This window comes from Hydrogenophaga sp. 70-12, assembly GCF_001897365.1.
Taxonomy (GTDB): Bacteria; Pseudomonadota; Gammaproteobacteria; order Burkholderiales; family Burkholderiaceae_C; genus Hydrogenophaga; species Hydrogenophaga borbori.
The window spans coordinates 1-13978 of sequence record NZ_MKSS01000196.1 but is presented as its reverse complement, the minus strand read 5'-3'; the positions used below and the strand labels follow the sequence as shown (position 1 = coordinate 13978).

10 protein-coding genes and 1 pseudogene are annotated in these 13978 nt (G+C 68.8%); 8 read left to right on the top strand and 3 right to left on the bottom strand.

From position 1 onward, the window contains the following. The 3 genes from carB to BGO22_RS11855 all read left to right on the top strand — a co-directional run. A partial coding sequence (carB, locus tag BGO22_RS11865) for a carbamoyl-phosphate synthase large subunit (RefSeq protein ID WP_286850976.1) occupies positions 1-1391 on the top strand: 1391 nt, incomplete at its 5' end. Positions 1392-1526: 135 nt separating this feature from the next. After that, the gene (gene greA / locus BGO22_RS11860; protein ID WP_070400012.1) at positions 1527-2003 is read left to right on the top strand and encodes a transcription elongation factor GreA; all 477 of its coding nucleotides are present in this window, start codon (positions 1527-1529) and stop codon (positions 2001-2003) included. 11 nt (positions 2004-2014) lie between these two features. Next, positions 2015-2455 (top strand): DUF4149 domain-containing protein, encoded by a 441-nt coding sequence (locus BGO22_RS11855; protein ID WP_070400013.1) that lies wholly within the window; start codon positions 2015-2017, stop codon positions 2453-2455. Here BGO22_RS11855 and folD read toward each other — a convergent pair. From folD to BGO22_RS11840, 3 genes are all read right to left on the bottom strand, one after another. Next, positions 2443-3306 (bottom strand): bifunctional methylenetetrahydrofolate dehydrogenase/methenyltetrahydrofolate cyclohydrolase FolD, encoded by an 864-nt coding sequence (folD, locus tag BGO22_RS11850; protein ID WP_204742633.1) that lies wholly within the window; start codon positions 3304-3306, stop codon positions 2443-2445. The genes BGO22_RS11855 and folD overlap by 13 nt on opposite strands. 73 nt (positions 3307-3379) lie before the next feature. Further along, positions 3380-4006, bottom strand: a complete 627-nt coding sequence (locus tag BGO22_RS11845; protein ID WP_070400015.1) for a response regulator transcription factor — start codon at positions 4004-4006, stop codon at positions 3380-3382. Beyond that, positions 4003-6540, bottom strand: coding sequence for a PAS domain-containing sensor histidine kinase (locus BGO22_RS11840; RefSeq protein WP_070400016.1), 2538 nt, complete (start codon positions 6538-6540; stop codon positions 4003-4005). The genes BGO22_RS11845 and BGO22_RS11840 overlap by 4 nt, the downstream gene beginning before the upstream one ends. 169 nt (positions 6541-6709) lie before the next feature. Between BGO22_RS11840 and aceE the strand changes: the two genes are divergently transcribed. The 5 genes and pseudogenes from aceE to BGO22_RS11815 all read left to right on the top strand — a co-directional run. Further along, positions 6710-9433: a pyruvate dehydrogenase (acetyl-transferring), homodimeric type gene (aceE, locus tag BGO22_RS11835; protein ID WP_070400017.1), complete on the top strand. Its 2724-nt coding sequence runs from the start codon at positions 6710-6712 to the stop codon at positions 9431-9433. 15 nt (positions 9434-9448) lie between these two features. Then, positions 9449-11098, top strand: coding sequence for a dihydrolipoyllysine-residue acetyltransferase (aceF, locus tag BGO22_RS11830; RefSeq protein WP_070400018.1), 1650 nt, complete (start codon positions 9449-9451; stop codon positions 11096-11098). 10 nt (positions 11099-11108) lie between these two features. Continuing rightward, the gene (gene lpdA, locus BGO22_RS11825) at positions 11109-12935 is read left to right on the top strand and encodes a dihydrolipoyl dehydrogenase (protein ID WP_070400019.1); all 1827 of its coding nucleotides are present in this window, start codon (positions 11109-11111) and stop codon (positions 12933-12935) included. 127 nt (positions 12936-13062) lie between these two features. After that, a complete protein-coding gene (locus BGO22_RS11820; protein ID WP_070400020.1) occupies positions 13063-13776 on the top strand; it encodes a 2OG-Fe(II) oxygenase in 714 nt (237 codons plus the stop codon). Between the two features lie 2 nt (positions 13777-13778). Then, positions 13779-13978 (top strand): annotated as a pseudogene (locus tag BGO22_RS11815) (alpha-ketoglutarate-dependent dioxygenase AlkB); the annotation flags it as partial.

Sequence of the window (13978 nt, the reverse complement as noted above, 5' to 3'; positions counted from 1 at the left end):
CGCTGGAAGACGTGCTGGAGATCGTCGACAAGGAAAAGCCGGCCGGCGTGATCGTGCAGTACGGCGGCCAGACGCCGCTGAAGCTCGCGCTGGGCCTGGAGGCCGCGGGCGTGCCCATCATCGGCACCTCGCCCGACATGATCGACGCGGCCGAAGACCGCGAGCGTTTCCAGAAGCTGCTGCACGAGCTCAAGCTGCGCCAGCCGCCCAACGCCACCGCGCGCACCGAGACGGAAGCGCTCGAGAAGGCCGCCGCGCTGGGTTACCCGCTGGTGGTGCGCCCGAGCTATGTGCTCGGCGGCCGCGCCATGGAAATCGTGCACGAGCAGCGCGACCTCGAGCGCTACATGCGCGAGGCCGTGAAGGTCAGCAACGATTCGCCGGTGCTGCTCGACCGCTTCCTCAACGACGCCATCGAGTGCGACGTGGACGCCGTGCGCGACGCCACGGGCCGCGTGTTCATCGGCGGCGTGATGGAGCACATCGAACAGGCCGGCGTGCACAGCGGCGACTCCGCCTGCTCGCTGCCGCCGTACTACCTGAGCAAGGCCACGGTGGACGAGCTCAAGCGCCAGACCGCGGCCATGGCCCAGGGCCTGAACGTGGTCGGTCTCATGAACGTGCAGTTCGCGATCCAGGAGATCGAGGAAGACGGCCAGAAGAAGGACGTGATCTACGTGCTCGAAGTGAACCCGCGCGCCTCGCGCACGGTGCCCTTCGTCTCCAAGGCCACGGGCATTCAGCTGGCCAAGGTGGCCGCGCGCTGCATGGCCGGCCAGTCACTCGACTCGCAGGGCATCGGTGAAGAGGTGGTGCCGCCGTACTTCAGCGTGAAGGAAGCGGTCTTCCCCTTCGTCAAGTTCCCGGGCGTGGACACCATCCTCGGCCCCGAGATGAAGTCCACCGGCGAGGTCATGGGTGTGGGCAAGACCTTCGGCGAAGCCTTCGTGAAGAGCCAGATCGGCGCGGGCACCAAGCTGCCCACGGCGGGCAAGGTCTTCCTGACGGTGAAGAACAGCGACAAGCCGCGGGCCGTGGACGTGGCGCGCCAGCTCGTCGACCTGGGCTTCGAGCTGATCGCCACGCGCGGCACGGCCGCCGCCATCGAGGCGGCCGGCCTGGCGGTGCAGACGGTCAACAAGGTCACCGAGGGCCGCCCGCACATCGTGGACATGATCAAGAACGGCGACATCGCGCTGGTGATCAACACGGTGGAGGAGCGCCGCAACGCCATCGCCGACTCGCGCGCGATTCGCACTTCGGCGCTGCTGGCGCGCGTCACCACCTTCACCACCATCGCGGGCGCCGAGGCGGCCGTCGAGGGCATGAAGTACATGGCCAGCCTGGACGTCATCTCGGTGCAGGACATGCACGCGCTGATCGCGGCCTGAACAGAGGCCCACCACCTCCGCGCCTCGCGCGATCCGCCGGCGCGGCATTGACCCGCGTGCCCTTCGGGGCATAATGCCTTTCACGACACCGCCGAGCGGCAACGCCCGGCGGTTTGCTTTTGTGGAGAGACATCTATGGCCACCATCCCCATCACCAAGCGCGGCGCCGAAAAGCTCAAGGAAGAGCTGCACCGCCTCAAGACCGTCGACCGCCCCGCGGTCATCAGCGCCATCGCCGAGGCGCGCGCTCAGGGCGACCTGAGCGAGAACGCCGAGTACGACGCCGCCAAGGACCGCCAGGGCTTCATCGAAGGCCGCATCGCCGAGATCGAGGGCAAGCTGTCGACGGCGCAGATCATCGACCCCTCGGCCCTGAACGCGGGCGGCAAGGTGGTGTTCGGCGCCACCGTGGAACTCGAGGACGAGGACAGCGGCTCGGCCGTCACGTACCAGATCGTGGGCGAGGACGAGGCCGACCTGAAGGAAGGCCTGATCAACATCGGCAGCCCGATCGCGCGCGCGCTGATCGGCAAGGAAGAGGGCGACACCGCCGAGGTGCAGGCGCCCGGCGGTTTGCGCCGCTACGAAATCGTGGCCGTGCGCTACGCTTGAGCGCGCGGACCATGCGCCTGCAACGCCCCGCGCTGATGCTGGCCGCTCTCTGGTGGGGCGGCATCACGGCCTTGAGCTTCCTGGCCGTGCCCACCTTGTTCGCCGCCCTGGGCAACCCGGCCGTGGCCGGGCCGGTGGCGGCGAAGCTGTTCTCGCTGCAGTGCCAGGCGGGCCTGGTCATCGGCTTGGTGCTGCTGATCCTGGTGCGCCAGGGCGGCCCTTCGCCGATGGCCCGCACCGCGCTGGCCCTGGTCTGTGTGGCCATGGCGCTGGCCGTGCTGCAGGAGTACGGCGTGGCGCAGAAGATCGTGAGCGCGCGCGCCAGCGGCGGCGATCTCAGGCTCTGGCACGGCGCGGGCAGCGCCCTGGTGCTGGGCCAGTGGCTGTGCAGCGGCGCCCTGCTGTGGCGCCTGAGCGGGCCCCGGCCCGCGGGTGGCGATCAGCCCGCCTGAACGCCGGCCTGGCGCTCGGCCGAGTCGAGCGTGTTCACCATCAGCATGGTGATCGTCATGGGGCCCACGCCACCGGGCACGGGCGTGATCCAGCCGGCCACTTCCTTGACCCCGTCGAAGTCCACGTCGCCGCAGAGCTTGCCGGCCTCGTTGCGGTTCATGCCCACGTCGATCACCACGGCGCCGGGCTTGACCATGTCGGCCGTCAGCACATTGCGCTTGCCCACGGCGGCCACCACCACGTCGGCCTGGCGCGTGAACGCCGCCAGGTCCTTCGTGCCGCTGTGGCAGACGGTGACGGTGGCGTTGGCCTGCAACAGCATCAACGCCATGGGCTTGCCCACGATGTTGCTGCGCCCGATCACCACCGCGTGCTTGCCGCGCAGGTCGACGCCGATGTGCTCCAGCATCTTCATGCAGCCATGCGGCGTGCAGGGCCAGAAGCCGGGCAGGCCGGTCATCAGCGCGCCGGCGCTGGCCACGTGAAAGCCGTCCACGTCCTTGGCGGGGGAGATGGCCTCGATCACCTTCTGCGCGTCGATGTGCGCGGGCAGCGGCAGCTGCACCAGGATGCCGTGGATCGTCGGGTCCTGATTCATGGCCTGCACGCGCGCCAGCAGCTCGGCCTCGCTCAGCGTGGCGGGCCAGGTTTCCAGCACCGAGTGCATGCCGGTGTCCTCGCAGGCCTTGACCTTGTTGCGCACGTAGACCTGCGAGGCCGGGTTGTCGCCGACCAGGATCACGGCCAGGCCGGGCGTGAGGCCGCGGTTGCGCAGGGCCTGCACGCGCTGCGCCACGTCGGCGCGGAGTTGGCGGGAGAGGGCGTTGCCGTCGATGAGCTGGGCGGTCATGGCTGCAAGAGAGTGAAGGCTGGGAAAACGAAACGCCCGCCAAGGTGGCGGGCGTTGGTGGGTGGCTGTGGGGTCAGGCTTTCGCGGGCGTTTGGCCCAGGGCGATCTTGAGCAGGTCGGCCACCGTATTGGCGCCGAGCTTTTCCATGATGTTGGCGCGGTGCGCCTCCACCGTCTTGATGCTGATGCCCAGGTCGTCGGCGATCTGCTTGTTCAGGCGGCCGGCGACGATGCGCTCGAGCACCTGCGATTCGCGGCCGGTGAGCTTGGAGAGCAGGGCGTCGCGGCTGGCGGCCTGCTGATGGGTCGTGAAGGCCTCGCGCGCGTGTTCCAGCATGCGCTCGACCAGGGCCACCAGTTGGTCTTCCTTGAAGGGCTTCTGGATGAAGTCCAGCGCGCCCTTTTTCATGGATTCGACCGCCATGGGCACGTCGCCGTGGCCGGTGATGAAGACGATGGGCAAGGGGGACTGGCGCTCGACCAGGCGGTCCTGCAGTTCCATGCCGGTCATGCCGCCCATGCGGATGTCAGCGATGAGGCAGGCCACTTCGCGGGCGTCGTACCGGGAGAGGAAGGCCTCCGCCGATTCAAAACAGCGAACCCGGAAGTCCTTGCCCTCGAGCAGCCACTGGAGGGAATCGCGCACGGCCTCGTCGTCATCGACGACATAGACGGTGCCCTTTTTGGGGATCAGGCTCATCTCGCTCTCTCGGTGTCCGTCAGTGGTTCGTTGGCGGCAGTGTCCGACGAACCCTGGGGTTGAAGTCGCGGCGCGACGGGGATCCAGAAGCTGAAACAGCACCCCGTCACCTCGGTGCCATTGTAGAGGTTCTCCATCCGCATCCGGCCGTGGTGCGACTCGACGATGCTGCGGCACAGCTTGAGGCCGATGCCCATGCCCTCGCTCTTGGTGCTGTAGAAGGCCTCGTAGATGCGCTCGATCATCTCGTCGGGCACGCCCTTGCCCGAGTCGCGCACCTCGAACTCGACCACGCCCTCGCCGTCCAGCTGGCGCGGCGCCACGCGCAGCTCCACCAGGCGCTCGCCCAGCGGGCGGCCCGCCTGCACGATGGACTCGCCGGCGTTCTTGAGCAGGTTGATGAGCACCTGCTCGATCAGAATCGGGTCCACCATCAGCGCCGGCAGGCGCGCGGCCACGTAGGGCGTGAGCCGCACCTGCTGGCGGCGCAGCTCGATGTCGGCCAGCTCGATGGCGTTGTTCACCATCTGGGCCACATCCGACAGCGTGGGGTTGGGCTCGCTGCGCTTCACGAAGGCGCGGATGCGCTGGATGATCTGGCCCGCGCGCTGGGCCTGGCGCGCGGTCTTGTCCAGCGCCACCAGCATTTCCTCGGGTGAGATGCGCTGCTCCTGCAGGCGCGAAATGATGCCGGTGCAATAGTTGCTGATGGCGGTGAGCGGCTGGTTGAGTTCGTGCGCCACGCTGGAGGCCATCTCGCCCATGGTGATGAGGCGGCTGGCGGTCTGGGCGCGCTCGGTCTGGCGCGCGGCCTGTTCCTCGGCGGCGCGCCGCGGCGTGATGTCGCTGGCGATCACCATCTGCGCCAGTCGCCCGTCTACCCAGGTGAGGTAGCGCGTGCGCACCTCCAGCCAGCGGTCGAGTTCCTGCACGAAGACCTCGGCGTTCTCCACGCCGGCGTCGGTGAGCGTGCCGGTGGGCATGCCGGCGAAGGCGTCGACCGGGTCGGCGTCGTCCATGCTGGGCTGGGGCTGGTTGCCCGCCAGGTCCACCAGGTGGCGGTGGCCCTGGCCGCGCGTGCCGAACCACAGGCGGTACATCTTGTTGGCGAACAGCAGTTCCTCGCTGCCCAGCGGCGCCACCGACACGGCCGAGTCCAGCGACTCCAGCACGGTGGTGAAGCGCTCATAGGAGGCCGACAGCTCCTCGCGGATGCGCTTGGGCTCGGTGATGTCGGTCATGGAGGTCATCCAGCCGGTCTGGTGTCCCTTCGGGTCGATCAGCGGCGAGACGTACATGCGCGCGTCGAACACCGTGCCGTTGCGCCGGCGCACGCGCACCTCGAAGCCGCCGGGCGTGGAGCGGCCGTTGAGCTCGTCGTCCAGTCGCGCGTGCAGCAGCTCGTGGTCCTCCTCGGGCCAATAGGGAAAGGGCGCGGTGCGGCCTACCAGCTCGGCCTCGGTCCAGCCCGTCATGGAGCAGAACGCGGGGTTGACGTAGGTGATGCGGCCCTGCATGTCCAGCGCGCGCATGCCGGTGAGCATGGAGTTCTCCATGGCGCGGCGGAAATTGGTCTCGGCCACCAGGGCCTGCTGGGCCTGCACGCGCCGGCGCGTGTGGCGCCAGGTGCCGATCAGCATCCACACCGTGAGCGCCGACAGCGCGCCGATGACCCCGACAAAGCCCGAACCCACGATGTCCTGCGAGGTGCGGTAGCCCTGGGCCTTGAGGATCAGGCCGTTGCCCACGGGCGAGACCGGCACCTCGTGCTCCAGCGAGGGCGTGGACCAGGGCAGGAAGGACAGCACTGGCTCGGCCGTCTGCAGGCTACCGGCCAACACGGTGCCGCTGTCGTCCAGCAGGGCCACGGCGTAGCGCGCCATGATCTCGGGCGGCATGCCGAAGCGCACCAGGCCGTCCACCGAGTACTCGCCCATCACGGTGCCGGCGAAGCGGCCCTGCTCGGACAGCGGCACGTGCAGCATCAGCCGCGCGCTGCGCGGGTCGTTGTCGGCGAGCGGGCGCGAGTAGATCGGCTGGCGCAGGTCGCGCGCGAGGTCGAAGCTGCCGTCGGTCTCGGATGGCGAGAGCGAGCTGCCCACGCTGCGCATGAGCGCGACGGGCGCGCTGGGCGAGGTGTAGCCCGACAACACGCGGCGGCGGCTGTCCACCCAGGTGATGGCCAGCAGCTCGGGGAACTGGCTCACCAGGGTCTCGGCCTGGAAGGCGAACTCCTCCGTGTCCAGGGCCTGGTTGTCGATCTCGCGGGCCAGGCGCATCAATTGCTCCTGGCGTTCCAGCAGCCGCAGCCGCAAGCGCTGCTGGGCGTACTCGACGTCGCGCGTGACGGCCTCGCGCTCGCGGTCGATCTCCTCGAAGCGCAGGTAGGCGATGGCCACCACGATGGCGGCCAGGAACAGCAGCACCGCCAGCAGCGGGCCGAGCGTGGCGAAGCGGTCCTGCCGCGATGGTGGCAGCCGGCGCCACCAGCGTTTCCACCACGGCGGGGTGGTGGCAGGGGGGGTATATGACATGGCGGGAGGAGTCTACGTGAGGGGAAATGGTTTCATGGCCGGCCCCTATTGGAAATTTCACATAAAGAAATCAATAGGCGCATATTGAAATGCCCAGGCCGCTGTGGAAGAATCCAAGACTTCACCGAACGGGCTCCGTAAGCTCGCCTTCATACATCAGGAGACAGCGATGTCAGCGAACGACACGAACAGCGGCGCGGGCGCCGTGGACCACGACGTCCAGGAGACGCGGGAATGGATGGAGGCGCTGGCCGCCGTCATCGAGAAAGAAGGTCCCGAGCGCGCGCACTTCCTGCTGGAGCAGCTCCTCGAAGAAGCCCGCCAGCACAGCGTGAACATGCCGTTCTCGGCCACCACGGGCTACGTCAACACCATCGAGCCCGGCGAAGAGGCCCGCAACCCGGGCAATCTGGAGCTTGAAGGCCGGCTGCGCGCCTACATGCGCTGGAACGCCATGGCCATGGTCGTGAAGGCCAACCGCCTGGACCCGGCCGACGGCGGCGACCTGGGTGGCCACATCAGCTCTTTCCAGTCGCTCGCGCACATGTTCGCGGTCGGCTTCAACCACTTCTGGCACGCCGACGACACCGACAACGGCGGCAAGCACGGCGGCGACCTGCTCTACATCCAGGGCCACAGCGCGCCCGGCATCTACGCCCGCGCCTTCATGGAAGGCCGCCTGAGCGAGGAGCACCTGCTCAATTTCCGCCAGGAGGTGGACGGCAAAGGCCTGTCCAGCTACCCGCACCCCAAGCTCATGCCCGGGTTCTGGCAGTTCCCCACCGTGTCCATGGGACTGGGGCCGCTCATGGCGATCTACCAGGCGCGTTTCCTCAAGTACCTGCACGCGCGCGGCATCGCCGACACCTCCCAGCGCAAGGTCTGGGTGTTCTGTGGCGACGGCGAGATGGACGAGCCCGAGAGCCTGGGCGCCATCGGTCTGGCGGCGCGCGAAAAGCTCGACAACCTGGTGTTCGTCGTCAACTGCAACCTGCAGCGCCTGGACGGCCCGGTGCGCGGCAACGGCAAGATCATCCAGGAGCTGGAAGGCGAGTTCCGCGGCTCGGGCTGGAACGTCATCAAGCTGCTGTGGGGCAGCGAGTGGGACGCCCTGCTGGCGCGCGACAAGGACGGCGCGCTGCGCAAGGTCATGATGGACACGCTGGACGGCGACTACCAGGCCTTCAAGGCCAACGACGGCGCCTTCGTGCGCAAGAACTTCTTCGGCCGCGACCCGCGCACGCTGGAGCTGGTGTCCAAGATGAGCGACGACGACATCTGGGCGCTGCGCCGCGGTGGCCACGATGCCCAGAAGGTGTACGCCGCCTTCCACCGCGCCTTCCACCACGAGGGCCAGCCCACGGTGCTGCTGGTCAAGACGGTCAAGGGCTATGGCATGGGCAAGGCCGGCGAGGGCAAGAACACCGCCCACCAGACCAAGAAGCTGTCGGACGATGACATCCGCTACATGCGCGACCGCTTCAACATCCCGATCCCGGACAGCGAGCTGCCCAAGATCCCGTTCTACAAGCCGGCCGACGACACGCCGGAGATGAAGTACCTGCACGACCGCCGCAAGGCCCTGGGCGGCTACCTGCCGCACCGCCGCGCCAAGAGCAGCGAGAGCTTCACCGTGCCGGCGCTGGAGACCTTCAAGGCAGTGCTGGAACCCACGGCCGAGGGCCGCGAGATCAGCACCACCCAGGCCTATGTGCGTTTCCTGACGCAACTGCTGCGCGACCAGGCGCTGGGCCCGCGCGTGGTGCCCATCCTGGTGGACGAGGCGCGCACCTTCGGCATGGAAGGCCTGTTCCGCCAGATCGGCATCTACAACCCCAAGGGTCAGCTGTACACCCCGGTCGATAAAGACCAGGTCATGTACTACAAGGAAGACAAGGCGGGCCAGATCCTGCAGGAAGGCATCAACGAAGCCGGCGGCATGGCCAGCTGGATCGCCGCGGCCACCTCGTACTCGACGAACAACCGCATCATGGTGCCGTTCTACGTGTACTACTCGATGTTCGGTTTCCAGCGCATCGGCGACCTGGCCTGGGCGGCGGGCGACATGCAGGCCCGCGGCTTCCTGCTCGGCGGCACCTCGGGGCGCACCACGCTCAACGGCGAAGGCCTGCAGCACGAGGACGGCCACAGCCACATCATGGCGGGCACCATTCCCAACTGCGTGAGCTACGACCCGACCTTCGCGCACGAGGTGGCGGTGATCATGCACCACGGTCTCAAGCGCATGGTGGAGCGCCAGGAGAACGTCTTCTATTACCTCACGCTGCTCAACGAGAACTACCCCATGCCCGGCCTGCAGCCCGGCACCGAGGAGCAGATCATCAAGGGCATGTACCTGTGCAAGCAGGCGCCCGCGCTCAAGAAGGACGCGCCCACGGTGCAGCTGCTGGGCAGCGGCACCATCCTGCGCGAGGCGTTCGCCGCGCAGGAGCTGCTGGAGAAGGACTGGGGTGTGGCCGCTGGCATCTGGAGCTGCCCGAGCTTCAACGAGTTGACGCGCGACGGCCAGGACGTGGAGCGCTGGAACCTGCTGCACCCCACCGAGAAGCCGCGCACGGCCTTCGTGACCGAGCAACTGGCCAAGACCACGGGCCCGGTGATCGCCTCCACCGACTACATGAAGAACTACGCGGAGCAGATCCGTCCCTTCGTGCCCAAGGACCGCACCTACAAGGTGCTGGGCACCGACGGCTTCGGCCGCAGCGACTTCCGCAGCAAGCTGCGCGAGCACTTCGAGGTGAACCGCCACTACATCGTGCTGGCCGCGCTGAAGGCGCTGGCCGACGAGGGCAAGCTGCCGGCGGCCAAGGTGGCCGAGGCGATCCAGAAATACGGCATCAAGGCCGACAAGATCAACCCGCTCCACGCCTGAGCACCGGAGACCGACATGGCAAGCATTGAAGTGAAGGTCCCGGACATCGGGGATTTCGACGAAGTGGCGGTGATCGAGCTGCTGGTCAAGCCCGGCGACACCGTGAAGGCCGAGCAGTCGCTCATCACCGTGGAGAGCGACAAGGCCTCGATGGAGATCCCGTCCTCGCACGCGGGGGTGGTGAAGGAGCTGAAGGTCCAGCTCGGCGACAAGGTGAAGCAGGGCTCGGTGGTGGTCGTGCTGGAGGCCGACGCTGCCGCCGCACCGGCGCCCGCCGCAGCTGCACCGGCGCCCGCTGCCTCGCCCGCGCAGCCGCCGGCTCCAGCACCCGCCGCAGCGGCACCTGCCGGCCCGGTCGAGGTGCGCGTGCCCGACATCGGCGACTTCAAGGACGTCGCGGTGATCGAGGTGCTGGTCAAACCCGGCGACGCGGTCAAGGTCGAGCAGTCGCTCATCACCGTGGAGAGCGACAAGGCCTCGATGGAGATTCCCTCGTCGTCGGCTGGCGTGCTCAAGGAACTCAAGGTCAAGGTGGGCGACAAGCTCAACATCGGCGACCTGATCGCGGTGCTGGAAGGGTCGGCCGCCACGGGCGCGCCCGCGCAGGCGCCGGCCCCCGCCCCGGCCGCCACCGCTCCCGCCCCGGCCCAGGCGTCCAGCCCGGCGCCCGCCGCGGCGGCGCCCTCGGCCGCGCCGGCCCAGGCCCCCGCGCACAACCCCACCGTGCCGCCCGTGGGCCTGCCGCACGCCTCGCCCTCGGTGCGCAAGTTCGCGCGCGAGCTGGGCGTGCCGCTGGCCGAGGTCAAGGGCAACGGCCCCAAGGGCCGCATCACGCTGGAGGACGTGCAGAACTTCACCAAGGCCGTGATGGCGGGCAGCGCGCAGACGCAGGCCCAGGCCGCCAAGGCCCCGGCCGGTGGCGGCGGCATGGGCATGGACCTGCTGCCTTGGCCCAAGGTCGACTTCACCAAGTTTGGCCCGGTCGAGCGCAAGGACCTCTCGCGCATCAAGAAGATCAGCGGCGCCAACCTGCACCGCAACTGGGTGATGATCCCGCACGTCACCAACAACGACGAGGCGGACATCACCGAACTGGAGGCCTTCCGCGTGGCCACCAACAAGGAGAACGAGAAGTCCGGCGTGAAGGTCACCATGCTGGCCTTCGTGATCAAGGCGGTGGTCTCGGCGCTGAAGAAATTCCCCGAGTTCAACGCCAGCCTCGACGGCGACACCCTGGTCTACAAGCAGTACTTCCACATCGGCTTCGCGGCCGACACGCCCAATGGCCTGGTGGTGCCCGTGCTGAGGGACGCCGACAAGAAGGGCGTCCTGCAGATCAGCCAGGAAATGGGCGATCTGGCCAAGAAGGCGCGCGACGGCAAGATGGGCCCGGCCGACATGAGCGGCGGCTGCTTCTCCATCAGCTCGCTCGGCGGCATTGGCGGCACGCACTTCACGCCCATCATCAACGCGCCGGAGGTGGCCATCCTCGGCCTGTCCAAGAGCCAGATGAAGCCGGTGTGGGACGGCCAGCAGTTCGTGCCGCGCCTGACGCTGCCGCTGTCGCTGTCCTACGACCACCGCGTCATCGACGGCGCGGCCGCTGCGCGTTTCAATGCGTACCTCGGCCAGGTGCTGGCGGACTTCCGCCGCGTGCTGCTGTAAGGAGACCGACATGCCTCTCATGGACATCAAGGTCCCCGACATCGGCGACTTCAAGGACGTCGCGGTCATCGAGGTGCTGGTGAAACCCGGCGACACCATCAAACTCGAGCAATCGCTCATCACCGTGGAGAGCGACAAGGCCTCGATGGAGATCCCGTCCTCGCAGGCGGGCGTGCTCAAGGAGCTCAAGGTCAAGGTCGGCGACAAGGTGAACATCGGCGACCTGCTCGCGGTGATCGACGGCGAGGGCGCGGCCAGCGCGCCGGCGCCCGCGGCGTCGCCCGCACCCGCACCCGCACCCGCCGCGGCCAGTCCCGCGCCGGCCCCGCGCGCGGCCACGCCCGCCGCCCCGGCTTACGCCGGTGCCGCCGACCTGGCGTGCGACGTCGTCGTGCTGGGCGGCGGCCCCGGCGGCTACTCGGCCGCCTTCCGCGCGGCCGACCTCGGCCTGAAGGTGGTGCTGGTGGAGCGCTACGCCACGCTGGGCGGCGTCTGCCTCAACGTGGGCTGCATCCCCTCCAAGGCGCTGCTGCACGTGGCCGCCGTCATGGATGAGGTGAACCACTTGGCCGGCTACGGCATCGAGTACGGCCGCCCCGTGGTCAACATCGAGAAGCTGCGCGGCCACAAGGACAAGGTGATCGGCAAGCTCACCGGCGGCCTATCGTCCATGGCGAAGATGCGCAAGGTCACCGTGCTGCGCGGTTATGGCAGCTTCGTCGGCCCCAACCACCTGGGCGTGGAACTCACCGAGGGCGCTGGCCAGAACAAGACCGGGAGCAAGCAGGTGGTGGCCTTCAAGAAGGCCATCATCGCGGCCGGCTCGCAGGCCGTGCGCCTGCCCTTCATGCCCGAGGACCCGCGCGTGGTCGACAGCACCGGCGCGCTGGCCCTGGCCGGCGTGCCCAAGCGCATGCTGATCCTGGGCGGCGGCATCATCGGCCTGGAGATGGGCACCGTCTACAGCACCCTGGGCGCGCGCCTGGACGTGGTGGAGATGCTCGACGGCCTGATGCAGGGCGCCGACCGCGACCTGGTGAAGGTCTGGCAGAAGATGAACGCGCCGCGCTTCGACAACATCCTGCTCAAGACCAAGACGGTGGCGGCCAAGGCCACGCCGGCGGGCATCGAGGTGAGCTTCGAGGGCGAGAACGCGCCCGCGCCGCAGACCTACGACCTGGTGCTGCAGGCCGTGGGCCGCAGCCCCAACGGCAAGAAGATCGGCGCCGACGCGGCCGGCGTGGCCGTCACCGAGCGCGGCTTCATCGACGTCGACATCCAGATGCGCACCAACGTGCCGCACATCTTCGCCATCGGCGACATCGTGGGCCAGCCCATGCTGGCGCACAAGGCGGTGCACGAGGGCCATGTGGCGGCCGAGGTGATCGCGGGCGAGCTGCAGGGCAAGGCCGACCTGGCCGCCGCCGCCTTCAATGCGCGCGTCATCCCCAGCGTGGCCTACACCGACCCCGAGGTGGCCTGGGTGGGCCTCACCGAGGACCAGGCCAAGGCGCAGGGCATCAAGGTCAAGAAGGGCCTGTTCCCCTGGACCGCATCGGGCCGCGCCATCGCCAACGGCCGCGACGAGGGCTTCACCAAGCTGCTGTTCGACGACTCGCCCGAGGCGCACGGCCACGGCCGCATCCTGGGCGGTGGCATCGTCGGCACGCACGCGGGCGACATGATCGGCGAGGTCGCGCTGGCCATCGAGATGGGCGCCGACGCGGTGGACATCGGCAAGACCATCCACCCGCACCCCACGCTGGGCGAGAGCATGGGCCTGGCGGCCGAGGTGGCGCACGGCAGCTGCACGGACGTGCCCCCGCCGCGGCGCTGAGCCGGCTCGCTCCGAGCGACAAAAAGCCCCCGGCGGTTCAACGGCCGGGGGCTTTTTTTGGGGGCAGGGCAATTCAAGCGCAAGGAGCGGAGTGTTCTGGCCGGCGGGGCTTCCTACACTGGACCCCATGCCAAGCGCCATCTGCCAGGACACCGCCGCGCCCCACGACTGGGTGGGCATCGAAGCGTCGCTCGACGCCCATGGCCACGCCGTGCTGCCCGGCCTGCTCACGGCGGCGCAATGCGAGGCCCTCGCGGCGCTTTATCCGCGCCAGCAAGGCTTCCGCTCGCGGGTGGTCATGGCGCGGCACGGCTTCGGGCGTGGCGAGTACAAGTATTTCGCGTACCCGCTGCCGCCGCTGCTGCACGAACTGCGCCACGCCCTGTATCCCCGGCTGGCCCCCATCGCCAACCGCTGGAGTCAGCAGCTGGGCCTGGCCACGCGCTACCCGGACGGGCTGGACAGCTTTCTGCGGCGCTGCCATGGGGCCGGCCAGACGCGGCCGACGCCGCTGATCCTGCGGTATGGCGAGGGCGACCACAACTGCCTGCACCAGGACCTGTACGGCGAGCTGGTCTTCCCGCTGCAGGTGGCCATCCTGCTGTCGCGGCCCGGCCGGGACTTCGAGGGCGGCGAATTCGTCATGACCGAACGATCGGGCGAGGGCCAGCGCGCGGAGGTGGTCCCGCTGGACCAGGGCGACGCGGTGGTGTTCACCGTCCATCAACGGCCGGCCACGGGCCGGCGCGGCGTGCGCCGGCTGGCCATGCGGCACGGCGTCAGCCGCGTGCACGCTGGCCTGCGGCACACGGTGGGCCTCATCTTCCACGACGCGGGTTGAGCATGGAAACGCTGGATCTGTTCGAGCCGGGCGAGCGCCAGCAGCGCCTGGGGCCCGGTGCCTGGCTGCTGCACGGCTTCGCCCTGCCGTGCGTGCCGCAGCTGCTGGCCGCCATCGCGGCCATCGAGGCGGTGTCGCCGTTCCGGCACCTGGTGACGCCGGGCGGTTTCACCATGTCGGTGGCGATGACGAATGCCGGCGA

Excerpts from the sequence above, each read along its gene's own strand:
- greA (WP_070400012.1), top strand. The coding sequence starts at position 1,527 with ATGGCCACCATCCCCATCACCAAGCGCGGCGCCGAAAAGCTCAAGGAA.
- BGO22_RS11855 (WP_070400013.1), top strand. The coding sequence starts at position 2,015 with ATGCGCCTGCAACGCCCCGCGCTGATGCTGGCCGCTCTCTGGTGGGGC.
- folD (WP_204742633.1), bottom strand. The coding sequence starts at position 3,306 with ATGACCGCCCAGCTCATCGACGGCAACGCCCTCTCCCGCCAACTCCGC.
- BGO22_RS11845 (WP_070400015.1), bottom strand. The coding sequence starts at position 4,006 with ATGAGCCTGATCCCCAAAAAGGGCACCGTCTATGTCGTCGATGACGAC.
- BGO22_RS11840 (WP_070400016.1), bottom strand. The coding sequence starts at position 6,540 with ATGTCATATACCCCCCCTGCCACCACCCCGCCGTGGTGGAAACGCTGG.
- aceE (WP_070400017.1), top strand. The coding sequence starts at position 6,710 with ATGTCAGCGAACGACACGAACAGCGGCGCGGGCGCCGTGGACCACGAC.
- aceF (WP_070400018.1), top strand. The coding sequence starts at position 9,449 with ATGGCAAGCATTGAAGTGAAGGTCCCGGACATCGGGGATTTCGACGAA.
- lpdA (WP_070400019.1), top strand. The coding sequence starts at position 11,109 with ATGCCTCTCATGGACATCAAGGTCCCCGACATCGGCGACTTCAAGGAC.
- BGO22_RS11820 (WP_070400020.1), top strand. The coding sequence starts at position 13,063 with ATGCCAAGCGCCATCTGCCAGGACACCGCCGCGCCCCACGACTGGGTG.